This window comes from Acinetobacter sp. UBA991 (assembly GCF_002292065.1).
Classification (GTDB): Bacteria; Pseudomonadota; Gammaproteobacteria; order Pseudomonadales; family Moraxellaceae; genus Acinetobacter; species Acinetobacter higginsii.
The window spans coordinates 225,344-242,583 of record NZ_DBBF01000043.1; the positions used below are offsets into that span (position 1 = coordinate 225,344).

Below are 17,240 nucleotides of genomic sequence, written 5' to 3' on the forward strand. Positions count from 1 at the left end.
GTGTCCGAGTGGCTGAAGGAGCACGCCTGGAAAGTGTGTATACGTTTGCGCGTATCGAGGGTTCGAATCCCTCTCTCACCGCCAGATTTTTTTATTCATGTGATTGCATGAAATGAGAAAGCTTAAATCGAAGGATTTAAGCTTTTTTATTGGCTTATGTTTTTCAATTAACCTTAATGAATATTAAATATTATGATTAAAAACAATAATATAAAATTAAATCATCTAATAATTTAAATCTAGTTTTCATCAACTTTCCGAACTCTCTCAATCGTAATGTACTCATTTGGAATAACGATCTGTTTCTCAACCTTTTTAACTTTGTAAGCAATCAGAGTATTTTTACCAATACCTTGGAATAAAACTTTTACATCCTTAAAAATAAAGGTTTGATGTTCACTTAGCTCAGGAGTTGTTGTTTTGGGTAAATCAATTAAGTTGGCATAAGGGGCTTTAATATACAGTGTCGCTTTTTCTATACTGACACCTGTTTTTTGCATCGTGAAATCTAAGAATACTTTGCCAATATCTCCAATAAAAAACATAGGGACAAGAGGAATTAGGATAAGAAAGAACAATATTTGTATACTGTCTTTGATATGTGTTTCTAATCTCTTTAATTTAGCTCTGGCAAATGTTTTAAGATTTTCACTGGCATCAGGATCATCAATAATATCCTTTAAATTTTCAAACTTATTGCCAAACTCTTTGATCTTCTGTCTATTAATATAAAAAGCATAATAGAACAGCGAAATAAAGGCCGAAGTAAGAGCTACATAAAAGCTGATTTTCCAATGTAATAACAACAAACCACGAATGGTATATAAGAGATATAGGGAGGCAATCAATGTAAGAATACTTATCTTTGGAAAGGGAAGTTTTTTACCTATTCGTGTATGCTGTGGCAAATACTTATCTACAGTACTAAGAATTAGATAGACCATAGGCATTAAGGAAATTCCAAAGAAAAACAGTACCATGCTTAATCCAGCATAGACAATTGAACAGGCAACAAAAATCAATAGAAAAATAAGTGTATCGCCAAAGCTAATTTCTGAAGGGATATAACCGATTGTGAGCAGATAGGCAACTAAGCATAATATTCCAATCGAAATAATTGCTTTTATAGTTGTTAGCCCTACTTCATGCCACTGACTAAAATTATTTAAAAATCTTGTTGTTAAATCATTCATTTCTTATTAAACCAATTTCTATAACGCCCTTTAAATGAGCTTCCCCAAATCATGTAGACCTATCATGAAATACTTATTGATTCCCAATTTAGATTTTTTAGATGCTTTACCTCAAAAAATTTAGGTAAATTCAAAAATAACCTATATCACTGCTCTCATAAAAGATATCCATTCTCTTTTATTTAGCAATATCCCCAGTTTACAACACTCTATGTTCTTTCAATATTTATCAGGGCATCCACCTAGAACTGATAAATTGCCTTTTTGAAAATTACTATACGTTATTAAACTCCCCAGATATCTCGAATTAAAGTTTGGCATCCACCAAGAAAAACGATAGCCAATACACAAGCCATTTTCATAAAATCTGTCTTTTTCATGATTTAAATCCTTTATTTACACACGAATCAACCTGTCTAATTCATTATTTCGATCAAAAATTTCAAATACAATGAGCTGCTTATTCTCATTAAAGTGAAAATAGTAAAAATGTAGCCAAATAAATTAGGCTGCATCCCAATGAGTGATAGCAAATATTTCTAACAGCCTTCCATTGTACAAATGACTGGATAAACTGCCCCCATTCTTGTTCATAGTCTACCAGTCAGTCCTGTTCCTAACGTACCAATCCACAATGATCTGCTTCAGACAGTCAAGCATTTAGCAAGCCCAATATGGAAAATAGTCAGGCAAATATAAAAGAAATTTACCCAATTAGGCAGACCTCATAGCCAAGTTATGTCTTAAATTTGAGTTGCTTGGGGAAGTATTATCTTTTAAATCTTTATGCAACAAATTTTCTTAAAAATAAAATCCAACAAGATTAACTTACCTTAAACAATCTATATTTTTAATTAAAAATATATCGAAGATATTACATCAATGCTACTTTTTGTTAACGCTATTGTTCTGAGGATTTACTTCACTTATAGTATTAAAATCAATACAGGAAGTAGAAGTATATGCTATGAATAAAAAAAATTTAATCAAATTATTTTTTATTTCTATACCAATTTTCATTACAGGATGCCAATCCTTCCTTGATAGTTTCTATCGAGTTTAAGGCAGTAAAATACTCGCATTTAGAAATTTTATCTAAATTAGACCAAGTAAGATACTTACTCGATAATCCACCTGATATGTATATTAAACTGACCTATTAGGTATAAAATTTTAAATTAGAATATGAGGTATATTTTTATTGAGTTAGAAGGCAAAAATTAAACACTTACATAAATATCAAAAGATAATAATTTCTCAAAAAATAAAATTCTTTTATCCATGCTTATACCCGATCCTGCCCCATCTCTGCTACTCTATTCGTTTTACTTTTCTACCTTTCAGTATGCTCAGTTTATTTGTTTACGGGACTCTAGGACCAAACCGTCCCAATGCTCATGTTATGGAAAATATCGGTGGCACATGGGCAGAAGCACATGTATTTGGCACTCTCAAACAACAAGGCTGGGGAGCTGAATTAGGCTTTCCAGGTATTGTTTTAGATCAAACAGATCAAAAGGTATCTGGCTTTGTGTTTTTCTCAGACAACCTAGAACAACACTGGCAAGCACTGGATGAATTTGAAGGCGCAGGCTATCAACGTGTCCCTGTTAAAGCCCATTTAAGCACAGGCGAAGCCATTGATTCCTTTGTCTATGCACTCAATAGCTAAGCTGAAATTGGCGAAAATTCGGCAATCCAATTAAATTTATCTGATTGCTCATTTTTTCGCTTGTTTTTTTAAACAGATTCTGTAGAATTCTCGCCACGTTGCCGGCATAGCTCAGTTGGTAGAGCAACTGACTTGTAATCAGTAGGTCCACAGTTCGAATCCGTGTGCCGGCACCATTTCTCGCTTTACTCTCGTTTCTTCCCCATCATTTTCTCAAAATGCGAAATATTCGGATTTAATAAATCCCATTCATTTGCATGACTCACAAAACATTCTGCTTGCGGTTGATACAAATTTGGATCATCCAATGTTCCTGCACGGATTGAAATCATTTCAGGTACGAGTTCTGGTAGACCAAACATTTGTGAACCACAATTGGGGCAAAATGCACGGCGGATTGGCTTACCTGATAATCCCAAAGACTCAAAATATTTTAATTCACCATTAATTTTCAGTTCGGATTGATGAAAGAAAGCAATCGGTGCATAAGCACTGCCTGTGGCCTTCTGACAATCACGACAATGACAATTAAAACGATAACGTGGCGCAACCTCCGCCTGATAGCTCACTGCCCCACACAGGCATGAACCTTTATATTCATTTGGCATCTTGTTCTCACTTTTTTACTGCACTGATTTGAATATAACGCACTAATCCATCTTGGTAGAGTTTTCGGCACAACTTGGCAGTCATGTTTATTTTGAGTTGAGCCAAATCAAACGCTGATTTTTCAATTTTCCGTGTTTCGATATATTCCGCAAAACCATTCAACACCGGCTCAGAAAAATCCTGAATTTGAATATCCGTAAAACCATGCTGCGCTAAAGCCTGCCCTAGCTGCTGCTGATCCATCACATGCTGCCAATTCACATCCGCACTTTTTAACAGATAGCGATATTTTTGTTTTTGCAGAGCAGAACACTGTAGCCAATTTTCCGACCACATCAGGGTGTGAAATGCGATCCGACCTTTTGAATTTAAAACTGAAGATGCTGAATTGAGAAATGAATTCAAATCACTGTGATAAGCCGCATCTATACACAGCACCACATCAAATGAATTCAAAAATTGCAGTGCTTTTAAATTCAAAAAAGATCCACAATGAATTTGAACCTGCGGTAATTGTTTTTGAATTCGTTTGACACAATCAGGCTGCAACTCAACTGCACTGAGTTGTTGAATGTGATAATGCTGGGTCCAGTGCAACAAACTGGCACCTTGTCCACAGCCTAGATCTAAAACATGATCTGTGGATTTCAGTTGAATCGATTGTGCAATTTGATCGGCCAGACTTTGGCAGGCCTGTGGATAACAATGATGTTGGCCTTGCCAAAAACCTAAATTACTCCAAGCAAGCCATGCATCATCACCGAGCCGTTTGGCATCAATCGCATATTTATGCCCTATGACTTTTTCGATCAGCGCTTGCTTGAAGGTGGCCATGCTTAATAACCGAGTTCAGGCGCAACTTTGACTTTTGGTTTTAATCCCACAAATGGAACGGCGGCACCTAAGATTTCAGAAATATGCATCGCAGAGGTCACAGCAGATTCTAAGATCGGCAAACCATCACACGACCATGAACCGCAATAGAATACTTTACGGTTTAAATCCAAATGACGTTGCTGAATTTGTTTATTCAGAGCGACCGTTTCTGAGTCAACCACCGCACGGGTAAGTTTCACCTTGGAAATGATTTTCTTCGGATCGATATCAATCACCGGACACCACGTCTGGAACACGGCATTTTTACCCACCAAGCTTGGTTCAATTGCATTGATCCATACGGTAAATTGCTGACGGGTAAATTTACGATCCATCATATAGCTCAATACTGCCCAATCTTTACGGCGTTGTGGCATCACGATTGGATCGGTATGAATCACCAAATCACCTTGTTCAAAGCGGAATTTTTTCAGTAAGGCAATATCATCGGCAAATTGTGGCTGCTTGAGGAAATCTTCAATCACTGGGGTTGGTGTCGCAATCACCACACGATCAAATAACTGGCTTTCACCCTGTGCATTTTCCACCAAAACTTTTTCGCCCTGCTCTTCAACTTTTTGAACAGGCGAACCACTATGAATTTCAATGCCTTCAATCAAGCGATTGACCAGTGCAGGCGTTCCGCCTTTCATTCGCAGTAAGGCTTCACCTTCCGTCAACTGACGGATAAATTCTAATAAAGGTTTGGCTGGCCATTCTCCAATGGTTTTAGGATGGCAAGTACAAATGGTATACAGCACTGGCATCACCGTACCATGCCAGAACACTTCCTCAATATGATATTGATTCATGAATTCAGCTAGTGTGATGTCCTGATTATCTGATTTAAAAAATTGATGCACCGCTGTTTTCAGCTGCAACATGCCTTTGACCAAGCGCCAACCATATTGCTGAATGCCTTTGCGGTTATTAATAATCGGGAAATTGCCAATACGGCTACGTGAAGTGGTGAGCCATGTATCTGTTTTATCTTCAAACAACCAACTGCAAGCCATAAAGGTACGGACAGGGAAAGTTTCTATGCCCAAGTAGCTTGCCAAACTTAAAGTATTTTGCCAAAGCTTTGGATTCATTACGCGTAGCGGGGCATCAATAATGCCACCATCAAAATCAATACTATGACTATCCATGCCTCGCCCTGCGAGTGCTTCGAATATAGTTACCTTATGCCCTGCATCATGTAGGATTCTGGCTGAGGCAAGTCCTGCCATTCCACTGCCAATAATTGCAATATCCAAAATTATGTCCCATCAGTTGATGATTTTTCTTGATTATGACCGATAGTTAAGCGAAACACGGTATTAAAAAATACCAGATTGAAGGCTTCTGCCAGACTTTTGTCGTAATATCGTTGTTGGATTCTTGTTACATTTTATCACAAATTGCATTTCTATCTTAACATAATGAAAAAATTAGACTTATTACATTTTAGGACACAAAAACATACAGAACATTCTATATTTTTTCATTTTCAGTGTTTTATAGCCTTTGCAAAGCCCAATATTAGTGCTATTTTTATTAAACAATAACGAGAACAAAGTCACATAACAAGCTGAATAATTATAAGTGACATAATATTAAAAAAATCAATAGAGGACCCTTACAGCGAAAGCCTATCACTCTAACGGAGTGATAGGCTTTCTTATATAAACAACTGATTTAACTTGCAATTAAGCTTGCATTGAACCAAATTTACCACTATTGAAATCACGAACGGCTTCAACGATTTCCGCTTTGCTATTCATGACAAAAGGTCCATAACCTTCAATCGGTTCATTCAGTGGCTGCCCAGTCAAAATCAGGAATTTACTGTCTTGTTCGGCCTTGATGCTAAAGTCAATTTCTTCACGGCTCAGCACCACCAAACTCGGTGCTTCTATGCTTCGGTTCTCATTTAAGACCACCTGACCAGAGAGCAATACCAACAATGCGGTATGGCCTTCGGTCGCATAAAAAGTATGTTGCTGATCTTTTACAATCGTACCATCCCAGACATTGACTGGACTAAAGGTGGTTGCTGCACCTGCGGTGTCTTGGTATTGACCTGCAATCACTCGCATCTCACTACCCGCATCATCCAATTTAATGTGCTGAATTTGATCGGCTTCAATGGCTTGATATTTTGCTGGCGTCATTTTGGAATGCGCTGGCAAATTAACCCACAACTGAACCATTTCAAACAAACCACCTTGATGGGCAAACTCAGGCGAATGGAACTCTTGATGCAAGATACCACCACCTGCGGTCATCCATTGCACATCACCAGCTTTGATGGTTCCGCCACCGCCACTTGAGTCTTTATGCGTCACTTCACCTTGATAAGCAATGGTCACGGTCTCAAAGCCACGATGTGGATGCGAACCGACACCATGTTGTGCTGTGGTTGGGTCAAAACGGTATGGTGCAGCATAGTCCAATAAAAGGAATGGGCTGAGGCTTTGGCCTAAACGGTCATAGGAAAACAAGTTATACACTGGGAAACCATCACCGACCCAGTGCATGTGTTTATTTTGATACACACCCAGAATTCTTTTCATTTGGTTTCTCCTATAGAGTAGAAGTTCTGTTCTTGGGATCTATTTTACGCCTCAAGCAGGTGTGCTTATAGCCTCAGAATGGCAACACATTATTCTACATATAGGACAATTGAAAATTAAAAAACGAATCAATCCCTAAACATTATCAATCATCCTATTTTTGATATTGTTTATCTCATTTTTTGCGCTTCATCTACATGAAAAATTTAACTAGCATAATTTCAAGCACGACGGAAATTCACTTTCTTTTCCGTGTTCTTTTTACAAAAACATGAGGATACAACAATGGCTAAAGATTATATTCGCCTAGACAAAGACAACGCAGCGGTACTTTTGGTCGACCACCAAGCTGGCCTCCTTTCATTGGTTCGGGATATTGATCCAGACAAATTTAAAAACAATGTTTTGGCATTGGCAGATGCCGCAAAATACTTCAACTTACCAACAATTCTCACCACCAGCTTTGAAAATGGCCCAAATGGTCCACTGGTCCCTGAACTGAAAGAACTGTTCCCAGATGCCCCTTATATCGCTCGTCCAGGCCAAATCAATGCTTGGGACAATGAAGACTTTGTTAAAGCGGTCAAAGCTACAGGTAAAAAACAATTGATTATTGCTGGTGTGGTCACGGAAGTCTGTGTCGCATTCCCAGCCCTGTCTGCACTAGCAGAAGACTTCGAAGTATTTGTGATTACCGATGCGTCAGGTACCTTTAATGCGCTCACTCGCGATGCGGCATGGGATCGTATGTCACAAGCAGGTGCACAGCTGATGACTTGGTTTGGGATGGCTTGTGAACTACACCGTGACTGGCGCAATGACATCGAAGGCTTAGGCGCTTTATTCTCGAATCATATTCCTGATTATCGCAACTTGATGACAAGTTATTTCACCAACACTGCAGAAAAATAAACCGTCATATCAAGATTAGAAGGAGTCTGTTGATATTTTCGCCATGTCTTGCGTTATCAGCCAAAACGACATAAACAAGGCATGAAATGCACAGGTAATGGTCTTCCCCTTACCAAGTTTCATAACGCAGTTTAGGGAAGTTTTAGCTATAACCCTGAGCAAGAGCAAAGCACTGCTTTGATTGCAACGCAAGGCGAAGCTCAAAGACAGAGACATTTTCTGTCGCAATGAGAGCTATAGCTCGTAAGGTGAAATGTCAACAGCCCCCTAGTTAATGCTATTCTAATCTTGTCATATTTATCGGATTCGCTTTGCCTTGATCAACTCATTTGATGACTTTCATTATTTTTATTTGGTGGTGAAACACGGCGGATTTAGTGCGGCCAGCGAAGCTGAGAATATCAGTAAATCCAAGCTTAGCCGTCGCATCATTGAACTGGAACATAAATTCAATGTCAGCCTGATTCAACGCACCACCCGTCATTTTAAAGTCACAGATTTAGGACAAGAGTTTTATGAAGAATGCTGCAAAGTGATTGCACAGGTCGAATGTGCCGAGAATGTCCTACTCAAGCAGAAAAATGAACCGCAAGGCATGGTCAAAATCAGTTGCCCACCGTTAATGATGCATTTCCAGATTCGGAAATTACTCAATCAGTTTTTAAAAGCCTATCCCAAAGTTGAAATCTCTTTAGAGCTCACTAGCCGTCGTGTCGATGTGCTACATGATGATATTGATATCGCGATCCGTACCAGTTTTGAACCCAATCAAGATTCCAGTCTCATTGTCCGCGATGTGATTCGAACCGAGCATTGTCTGGTGGCAGCACCAGAATTACTACAAGACAGAACCATTCAGCATTATTCAGAATTACAGCACTATCCGAGCGTAGCCTTGGGTATTCAAAAACATCAATATTATTGGCATTTATGTCATGTTCACAGTGATGAAAGCGTGGATGTACCTTATCAACCGCGGGTCAAAAGCAATGATTTGGCCGGGGTTTATTATGCGGTCCATGATGGTTTGGGCATTGCAGATCTACCTTATCTCACAGTACAAGCCGATATTCAAAAAGGTAAACTGATTCACCTATTACCCGAATGGAAGTCCAATCGGGGTACCGTACAGCTGGTGTATGCCTCGCGAAAAGGTCAACGTTTGGTGGTGGAAAAGCTGATCGAGACCCTGATGGAAGGCCTGAGAGAATTGGCAAAAACTGACAGTGGCTATTCTTTATAGTGCAGTATTAATAAAGCACTGAATTGTGCTGTTTCACTTCAGCAAATTTTTGCACCAGAAAATCGATCAATAATTTCATTGATGGCAACAATCCACGTCTAGAGGTATAGACCAAGTGAATCAGCTCGGGTTTAGGCTGCCATTCAGGCAATACATGAATCAAACGCCCTTGTTTTATGTCTTCAGCCACCAGCAACTCTGGTAATTTTGCCACGCCCAAACCTTGCAGCGTGGCTTCTCTGAGTGCGGTTAAATCCGTAGTGGTGAGACGCGGATGGCACTGCACTTTGAGTTCTTGCTGATCCTTTGAAAATAATTGCCAATAATATTCAGGGGCAAAGGATTCCATCATGAGCACGGGAAATTGGGTCAGTTGTTGCGGCTCGCTAATTGAATAAAACTGATGTAATAAGTCTGGACTTGCAACAATAAATTGCCGTGCCAAAGCCAACTCACGCACAATTAAATCACTGTCTGGTAACGGTAAAGGACGAATTCGCACTGCCAAATCAAAACGCTCATTGATTAAATCCACACGGCGGTTGGTCGCTTCGACATGCAGACTGATTTTCGGATACAGCCGTAAAAACTCATTCAACATTTGACTGATATTGATATGCAACAAATTGGTCGGGCAAGACAGCTTGATCAATCCACGTGGCTCGGCCGTTAAAAATTCGATTGCTTCTTCGGCAGCTTCAGCTTCAATCAACATGGCCTTGCAATGCTGATAATAGATTTTACCCACCTCGGTAATCGACACCTGTCGGGTGGTTCGATTGATCAGCTTCACTCCCAGTCGATCTTCTAGTTCAGCAATACGACGACTCAGTAAAGACTTGGTCACCATCAATTCCTGACTGGCTGCTGAAAAACCACCGCAATCGATCACTTTCACAAAAAAATATAAGTCATTTAAATCTTTCATGTTATTTGCTCGATCCGTCAATGATGACCACAATTGTTCTTTTGACATGACAATATATCCTATTACAGATATTTTTCACCCATCGTCCTGTCTATATCATCAATTATACCCCCTAAGACAAGATGAGGATACAACAATGACAATGCCAGCAAACTTCAATGGTCAAGCACCTGTTATCGATGTCAATGATGCCGTGATGTTATTGATTGATCACCAAAGTGGTTTATTCCAAACCGTCGGCGATATGCCAATGCCTGAATTACGTCAACGTGCAGCAGCCTTGGCTAAGATTGCCAGTTTAGCCAACATTCCTGTGATTACCACCGCGTCTGTACCCCAAGGCCCCAATGGCCCTTTAATTCCAGAAATCCATGCCAATGCACCTCATGCCCAATATGTGCCACGTAAAGGTGAAATCAATGCATGGCATAACCAAGACTTTGTCAATGCAGTTAAAGCGACAGGCCGTAATACCCTGATCATTGCAGGAACCATTACCAGCGTGTGTATGGCTTTCCCTGCAATCAGTGCAGTTGCCGAAGGCTATAAAGTCTTTGCCGTGATTGATGCTTCTGGAACCTATAGTAAAATGGCCGAAGAAATTACCCTAGCCCGTGTGGTGCAAGCCGGTGTGGTGCCGATGGATACAGCGGCTGTGGCATCAGAAATCCAGCGTACGTGGAATCGTGACGATGCATTGGAATGGGCGCAGGTCTATACCCAGATTTTCCCAGCTTATCAGCTTCTGATTGAAAGCTATAGCAAAGCCCAAGAAGTGGTGACTAACCACGAAACCTTGGACTCTGCGCGATAAAATCAACACCAACAAAAAAGGCATAGAACTGAGTTCTATGCCTTTTTTATGTCTGTTACTTCAATCTAGAACGGAAGTCCATATATAATTTTATATAAAGTATTTAATTCAAATACTTAAGATAAATTAATAATTTTTTGTAAAGTTAAAGCTGATTAAGAAGAGATTTTTTTGATTTATGAGATCTTACGTCTTTTTAACTTTACAAAAGTAGATCTGACAGCATGAATCCGCATAAGGATCACACTACCAAGTATAAGGGAATTGTACAAATAGTGGATTCTGATCAATCAAAATAAATTTTATTGGAAAAGGATCTTTAGTACTATTTCCGTCTTCCAATTCCCTTTCCTGCTCTAATTTACACACTTGATAAAGTTAAAAAATGCCTTTTCTAAGCTAGTTTCCACATTTATCAAGTATGGGCTTTAAAAAGAATTGACTTATCGCAAGTTAACAACGAGCTATTTAAGTTATCATAAATATGAATTGAATTTTTTAGAGATTAAAATGCAGACGAACTATCTATATAACAAAAAAGACTTTTTATTAGAACATATTAATAACAAGCCCGTTTATATATTCGAGGATCATGCTACAGCAGTTATACCTTGGTTGATGATTAAAGAAAGAATAAGATCAGTCCCACACCTAATAACATTAGATCATCACACTGATACAATGCAAGCTTTCAGATTTTATTATGGGACTCAAATGCAACAAGCAAGAGATTGTGAACAAAAAGGGGGCGAAATAGAATGTGAAATTTCTTTGCTTGTTGCAAAACTTAAAGAATTAGCAGAAGTATATAGCTATGATCAAATAGAACCATTGTTAAAAGATCTTCGCAACGACGAACATATAGATTTATCTATTAAGTTAGGCATATTAAGTTATTCAATAACATTACCTAGTAGCAATATGATTACATCACCTACTGAGTCAAATTTACTCAAAGAATATCGCCAAAAACAAACTGAGTATGACCGTAGTATAAAGGAAGCATTTAACAGTGGACGCTTAGATAAGCTAAAAACTCTCATTGCCCCTAGTTATCCACACGAAGATGATTTAAATTATATAAAAACCTATAGTATGCCAACAGATAAAATGTTCATCGTTGAACCTAATATAAAATGTGATGGTCTTAGTAGTGCAGAAGAAGATTCATGCGTGCATAAATATAACAGTAACGTTATTGATGATTGTTTTTTATACAATCAGATTGGGCTGGCAAGCAACATGACAATTACTACAACAGGTAAAGTTGTGACAGAAGAGCCATACATACTTGATATTGATCTAGATTATTTTCATAACACTAAGTCAATCAATCCACGAAATTACGAATGTTTTTACGCATTGATAAGGCATGCACAAGCTATCACAATTGCAAAAGAAAGTGCATGTGTTCTTATGGGGAAAGAAGAGGCTGAAAATGAATGCTCTTTTAACTCAGATTTTTTGCTAAGCGAATTAAAAAAACATATAGATACAGCCACATCTCGCAATAAATAACATGAATACAGATCAACTCTTATAGCAAATTCGCAGTTTTCTCATATTGATATTTCCACGATTGATCAAAGCTCGGATGCAAGAAAACTAATTCTTTGTACAATAGATTTTAGGTGCAGACTTATTCATATAGGAATTATATTGCTGAATAAGCCCTATGAGATAGATTTGTGCAACAAATCCTAACGTACTGAACAAAAAATAGTTTTGTAGATGCTTGTAATTACAGATTAGATCAATACCCCTTCATAAATTATTCATTTATTAAAATCTCAATTTTTTCATTAATATAATTTATATTTAAAAAATTCCCTACAGCATACTGGCCAAGAAAGTTACAGAATATATTAAATAAATATTCTGTAACTTTTATCGAATCTATTACTTCAACAATCACTTTCGCTAAACGATCTTCTCTAAATTCTCCATATGTACTTTGCATACATTTGTTGAGACACGCAAAAATTAGGTTTTCTAATGACATTATTTCTATCAAATTATGTTTTTTCAAAAATTTGACAAGTGTGAGTTTCAGAATAGCTGATAAAACAACCAAGGCTTGTTCGTAATCATTAAAACTTAATGGAGTTTCATTTAATAAATTCTTTAATAAGATCCAATCGTTTGAATCAGTTGATCTTGCAAGTTCAATCAAGTCACTGTAATTATAAACCGTAAAAAGTCCAAAATTCGACCATTGAATTATGGAAGTTTTACGTCCCTCAAAGTCCAAATAATTTCCTAGCAAACTTAAAAAATCATGCAACTTTATAACTTTAACATCATCTTCCTTAACAAATATTGTTCTAAGTGCGGAATCCAAGCATAACCACGGAATATCATTTGCAATTGAAAGTCTTAAAGTAGAAAAAACTGAAGGACTCAGAATATCTCTTATTTGATTGGCAAAATCAGGTAAATCTATAATATTTGGAGAAATTACCATTGAATGACTAAGCAGTTCATTTAATTGATCAATAAATGACACATAATAAGTTGAAATAGTATTCGCATCTGTTTTTATTAAGGATTCTTCTGATAAAGCTATAGATAAAAATTCCTTATCAGTAACCTTTTTTACCCATGTAGAAATAATCTCAAAAGTTTCATTGGTAAGAAAAACTTTAATCCCTGCTCTAATTAGTGCTTTATAGTTATCATTAAAACATAAATAAGTGAAGGAATAAGCATCTAATACAAGTGCATCACAAACTACTGTATTACCAACAGGATTAGATAAACAGAAATTTGCATTCTTATTCTGCAATATTTTTAAAACAGTCTCAAACTCTTCATTATCTTTAAATAAGCTACCTTTTATATACATCGATAGATCAGGATTATAAATTAACTCTTCTCTAGGATCACCTACAGAAAAGCGATTTAAAATTTCTTTCATATCCTCGACAACAAAATCATCTCTAACCTTAAATGGATAAAAAGTAAAATCTGAAGAGTTATGTCTATTATCTTTAGTTATTTGTAATGCTATCTGAAAAATAGTTACATAAACTGGTTGTTTCTCAATTAATTTTATCTTTTGAAAATCTACAATACGTTCCTCATCAATATCCATTTCAAGCAAAGAAATACCTAAATTACAATCAGCATTAACAAAATGTGAATAATCAGAGAAATCATCGGAAACAATCAGTTTTTGCTTTCGTTCACCTTCATCTTCATAAATTACACCCGCATAAATATTTTCATACATCAAATCACTTACAAGCTCTTTTTTATTAGCAATTAGAGTTAAATGCATATTACACAAATAAGGAGCAGCAAAATTAGGCTCCATTAAAAATAATTTTGTTATTAACTTTTCTGCATAAACAGAATCAATTTCTGTATACACCAAATAAATAAATCTAAAAATATTCTTAGCTCTTGGTGTTAGAATTTTTTCAGGAATATCATCTAATATTTTTTTTGTTTGATCTAAATTTTCGAATTTCAAGCTTAAAAGTAAATAATCTGACCAAATATTTAAATTCCCCTTATATGAGTCAGTAATCCTCATATAATCATTTTTTGAATTTCCATAATCCCCTATAAGGCTATAATATCTCGCCCTTAATATTAAAAAATTAAAATCTATATTATTAGAATCAATTTTTTCTAAATGAGACTTTAATGTGTCATATTTTTCTAAATTCATTAGAGAATAAAGATAATATAAATAAACTATTGACTGAAAAGAATTTCTGGAAACAACTTTCTCCAGCAATTTATTCGTATTTAAAAATTGCTGTTTTTTAAATACGAATAAATTTTCACAAAGAGTAATTATATAGAATGGTTGCACTCTTCTAAACTTAGTTTCTTTATAATCTAAAAATTTAGAAAAATCCTCTTCAAATTCAACAATATTTTTTTTATCTTTAAAAACAAAAGACTTTAAAACCAAAGTTAATAAATCTTTATCAAAGTTATTTTTATCTTCAACTTCTCCACATTGAGAAATCCATCTTGTTAATGCCTTAAAATTAATTTTCTTTAGAGTTATTGCATTTAGGCAAAGAATAGCCTCTTCCAGATTCAAGGGTTTTAAATCATTTATTTTACTCAATATATCCTGACTAATTTCTACATTTTTTTCTGAGTATTTTTCTAAAGCATTAGCAACCTCACTACTTATTGGTCTAATAACATTGATGAATTTTACAGCCACATCCATAATATTACAGATTGAGAAATCAGATGTAATAACTAAATTAGTCAAAATTTTTAATTCATTTTGGCTAAGTTCCCTTTTTTCTTCAATTAATTCAATAAATTCAAAAGCAATAGTGAAAAAATCTTCAACAATGTTCTTCTCTAGATACATTAAAGGTCTATCAAGTAATACCAATAAAATATCAAACTTAATATCAATTTTTAAGAATTCTAAGTTTTCATGTTTTATATGAATCTTCTCTAAAGCAATTAGCGCATCACTTTTAACTTCAACCCTATTTAAACCGTTAGCTAAAGAGAAAAGTTTCAAATCATCTAAAACTAGTAATTCACTTTCAAATATTTTCTTAAGTTCTTCTTTTTCAGAAAATAATCTATATTTTAAACTCTTTAAGTAAATTGATGTTTCTTGCTCATATAGGTTATATATTGCTAATGCATCAGCAGCTGAAGATATAAATGTGACTTCTACAAGGATGGATTTATATAAATCATTAAATTTTTCAGGATTTGAACCAATTACTTCCTTAATTTTATTTGTATTTTCAATATTTTGTTCTTCTTTAGCCTCCAAATAGATAGATAACACCTCAATCAATTGTATTAATTCTAATGACTTATTTGGCAATTGCTCTATTAGCACTAGAGTGTTTTTTGCTTCTTTAAATGCTCCAATATTGATTAGGAAATATAGATCATGAGCAACTTTGACAAAATCACCTGCTTGCATCGATTGAATAATCTTGTTTCCAGCTACATTATCACCAGTCCCCAAATGTTCTTGTTTGACCGATTGTGTCATAGTACTCCCCATTTTTTAATGATCTGCTTTATAAGTTACATGTTTATCACCTGCGACATTGTCCCCTGATCCCGAGTGATTTTGTATCACTTGTTTAACAGATTGATCGACTTTAATGGTCTGTAGTAATTCCATTAGAGTTTCATTTTTTTCAAATCTTTTGGTTAAAGCTTTTTCATTAAGTTCATCAACCTGAGGAATTTCATTGATATTTTTGACTAGCTGTTGTGCAGTAACTTCATCAATGATCCACCCTTTAAGTTTTTGCTTCAAGTTATCTAAGGTCAGCGTTGCAGACGTTTTCATAATGTCATATACAACTCCTGACAGTGCGGTAGCTGATAAAAATCCATCCATATCCATAACTATGCTCATTTAATATAAATTTGTTTGTAAGTTAAATGGAGATATTTATAATTTTTTCAAGGAACTAGGGTAATAATTTTTTAGATATTTTCTAATGTGTTTACTAGTTCATTTGGTTTTTACCACATTATTCAGCTCATATGGCCATCAATAGCACTAAGAAACTTCACTCCTACGATTTCTAATTCTCATCAACTATCCTCCAATTTTTGCGATTATCAAGAAATAGGAGGATATGTGGCTAGATTATGATTGTATTGCATGTCGCTATTATCTGGTTAGACATTAATACATCTTGATCCTTAATTTGCTATTGATAATGATCAGCCGACAGTAATTGGCGGATTTCACTTGCCATTTTGGGACTACGCCAAGGAAATAGTACTTTTAGGCTATAGTTAGGTTTGAATTGATCTCGTGTGCCAATATTGACTTGGAACTCACGCTTCATCGGCGTCCTATGCTCACGCTGATTAACATGTGTTCCCATCATTGGGTTACTGATTACAGTAGTGGAGTATGAAACTCTATCTTCAACCAGATTAAAGTGACCAACAGAAGTAATGTAGTCAAAAGGATATTTGACTAAACGTTGATCAGGCTGATCAAACAGAATAATGGTTTTGTCTTGGCTGTTAATCCAGACTCCACGATTTTGATAATTAAAGGTTTCGCCCTGACGTCTCAGTTGCTCAGTCATACCATTAAAGAAAGTATTCCCATATTGATAAAGGTAGTAAATGATCACAAACCAGAATAGGTAAAAACTAAAGAAAATATAAGCGAAAGCACTAAAGGAAAAAATCTTGGCAACAATGAGAAAGATCACAATCGGCAGCACCACACACTTTAAAAATAGCTTGGATTTTTTTGGGTAGTTTTCGATTGAAATGATTTTTGGTTTAGTTAATTCAGTCATAGTTATTCCCTCACATGTTTAATGCAATACTTCACAATCACAAGGGGATAAAATGGTATATTTTTTTATAGGCGTGACTTAGCCATCCACCTTATAGATTGTTCTATTAAAAATGTTGTTAATACAGATAATTGGTGGTGTATCAAAAAGTATG

The 17,240-nt window shown here is 35.9% G+C and carries 14 protein-coding genes and 2 tRNA genes; 7 read left to right on the forward strand and 9 right to left on the reverse strand.

The annotated features are described in order from the left end of the window. A tRNA-Ser gene (locus tag B2727_RS19345) sits at positions 1 to 84 on the forward strand. 155 nt (positions 85 to 239) lie between these two features. On the opposite strand, the gene B2727_RS19350 is transcribed toward B2727_RS19345, so the two are convergent. Further along, complete coding sequence (locus B2727_RS19350; protein WP_033132674.1) at positions 240 to 1,193, reverse strand: hypothetical protein; 954 nt, start codon at positions 1,191 to 1,193, stop codon at positions 240 to 242. A gap of 1,345 nt (positions 1,194 to 2,538) precedes the next feature. Between B2727_RS19350 and B2727_RS19355 the strand changes: the two genes are divergently transcribed. Next, a complete protein-coding gene (locus B2727_RS19355; RefSeq protein ID WP_033132675.1) occupies positions 2,539 to 2,865 on the forward strand; it encodes a gamma-glutamylcyclotransferase family protein in 327 nt (108 codons plus the stop codon). 100 nt (positions 2,866 to 2,965) lie between these two features. Then, positions 2,966 to 3,041, forward strand: a tRNA-Thr gene (locus B2727_RS19360). A gap of 9 nt (positions 3,042 to 3,050) precedes the next feature. On the opposite strand, the gene B2727_RS19365 is transcribed toward B2727_RS19360, so the two are convergent. From B2727_RS19365 to B2727_RS19380, 4 genes are all read right to left on the reverse strand, one after another. After that, on the reverse strand, positions 3,051 to 3,473 hold the full coding sequence (locus tag B2727_RS19365) for a GFA family protein (RefSeq protein ID WP_005201535.1): 423 nt from the start codon (positions 3,471 to 3,473) through the stop codon (positions 3,051 to 3,053). 7 nt (positions 3,474 to 3,480) lie between these two features. Then, positions 3,481 to 4,308 (reverse strand): SAM-dependent methyltransferase, encoded by an 828-nt coding sequence (locus B2727_RS19370; protein ID WP_033132676.1) that lies wholly within the window; start codon positions 4,306 to 4,308, stop codon positions 3,481 to 3,483. 2 nt (positions 4,309 to 4,310) lie between these two features. Then, entirely contained in the window at positions 4,311 to 5,609 is a 1,299-nt protein-coding gene (locus tag B2727_RS19375) for an FAD-dependent oxidoreductase (protein ID WP_004803715.1), read from the reverse strand. A gap of 432 nt (positions 5,610 to 6,041) precedes the next feature. Beyond that, positions 6,042 to 6,908, reverse strand: a complete 867-nt coding sequence (locus B2727_RS19380) for a pirin family protein (protein ID WP_033132677.1) — start codon at positions 6,906 to 6,908, stop codon at positions 6,042 to 6,044. A 285-nt stretch (positions 6,909 to 7,193) separates the two neighbouring features. On the opposite strand from B2727_RS19380, the gene ycaC reads away from it, so the two are divergent. Further along, on the forward strand, positions 7,194 to 7,820 hold the full coding sequence (gene ycaC / locus B2727_RS19385) for an isochorismate family cysteine hydrolase YcaC (RefSeq protein WP_004657244.1): 627 nt from the start codon (positions 7,194 to 7,196) through the stop codon (positions 7,818 to 7,820). Between the two features lie 316 nt (positions 7,821 to 8,136). Further along, entirely contained in the window at positions 8,137 to 9,063 is a 927-nt protein-coding gene (locus tag B2727_RS19390; protein WP_004803710.1) for a LysR substrate-binding domain-containing protein, read from the forward strand. Positions 9,064 to 9,070: 7 nt separating this feature from the next. Here the strand turns inward: B2727_RS19390 and B2727_RS19395 are convergent, their stop codons facing one another. After that, positions 9,071 to 9,991 carry a LysR substrate-binding domain-containing protein gene (locus B2727_RS19395; RefSeq protein WP_033132749.1) on the reverse strand — a complete coding sequence of 307 codons (921 nt, stop codon included), beginning with the start codon at positions 9,989 to 9,991 and terminating at the stop codon, positions 9,071 to 9,073. Between the two features lie 136 nt (positions 9,992 to 10,127). Here B2727_RS19395 and B2727_RS19400 point away from each other — a divergent pair, with 136 nt between their 5' ends. Together B2727_RS19400 and B2727_RS19405 are read left to right on the forward strand one after the other, a co-directional pair. After that, a complete protein-coding gene (locus B2727_RS19400) occupies positions 10,128 to 10,805 on the forward strand; it encodes a hydrolase (protein WP_004803706.1) in 678 nt (225 codons plus the stop codon). Positions 10,806 to 11,315: 510 nt separating this feature from the next. Next, complete coding sequence (locus tag B2727_RS19405) at positions 11,316 to 12,323, forward strand: UPF0489 family protein (RefSeq protein WP_033132678.1); 1,008 nt, start codon at positions 11,316 to 11,318, stop codon at positions 12,321 to 12,323. Between the two features lie 253 nt (positions 12,324 to 12,576). Here the strand turns inward: B2727_RS19405 and B2727_RS19410 are convergent, their stop codons facing one another. From B2727_RS19410 to B2727_RS19420, 3 genes are all read right to left on the reverse strand, one after another. Beyond that, complete coding sequence (locus B2727_RS19410) at positions 12,577 to 15,801, reverse strand: PIN domain-containing protein (RefSeq protein WP_241345279.1); 3,225 nt, start codon at positions 15,799 to 15,801, stop codon at positions 12,577 to 12,579. Between the two features lie 15 nt (positions 15,802 to 15,816). Beyond that, entirely contained in the window at positions 15,817 to 16,164 is a 348-nt protein-coding gene (gapS6a, locus tag B2727_RS19415; protein WP_050511439.1) for a GapS6a family protein, read from the reverse strand. A 313-nt stretch (positions 16,165 to 16,477) separates the two neighbouring features. Further along, complete coding sequence (locus B2727_RS19420) at positions 16,478 to 17,086, reverse strand: hypothetical protein (protein WP_033132680.1); 609 nt, start codon at positions 17,084 to 17,086, stop codon at positions 16,478 to 16,480. Positions 17,087 to 17,240 lie beyond the last annotated feature (154 nt).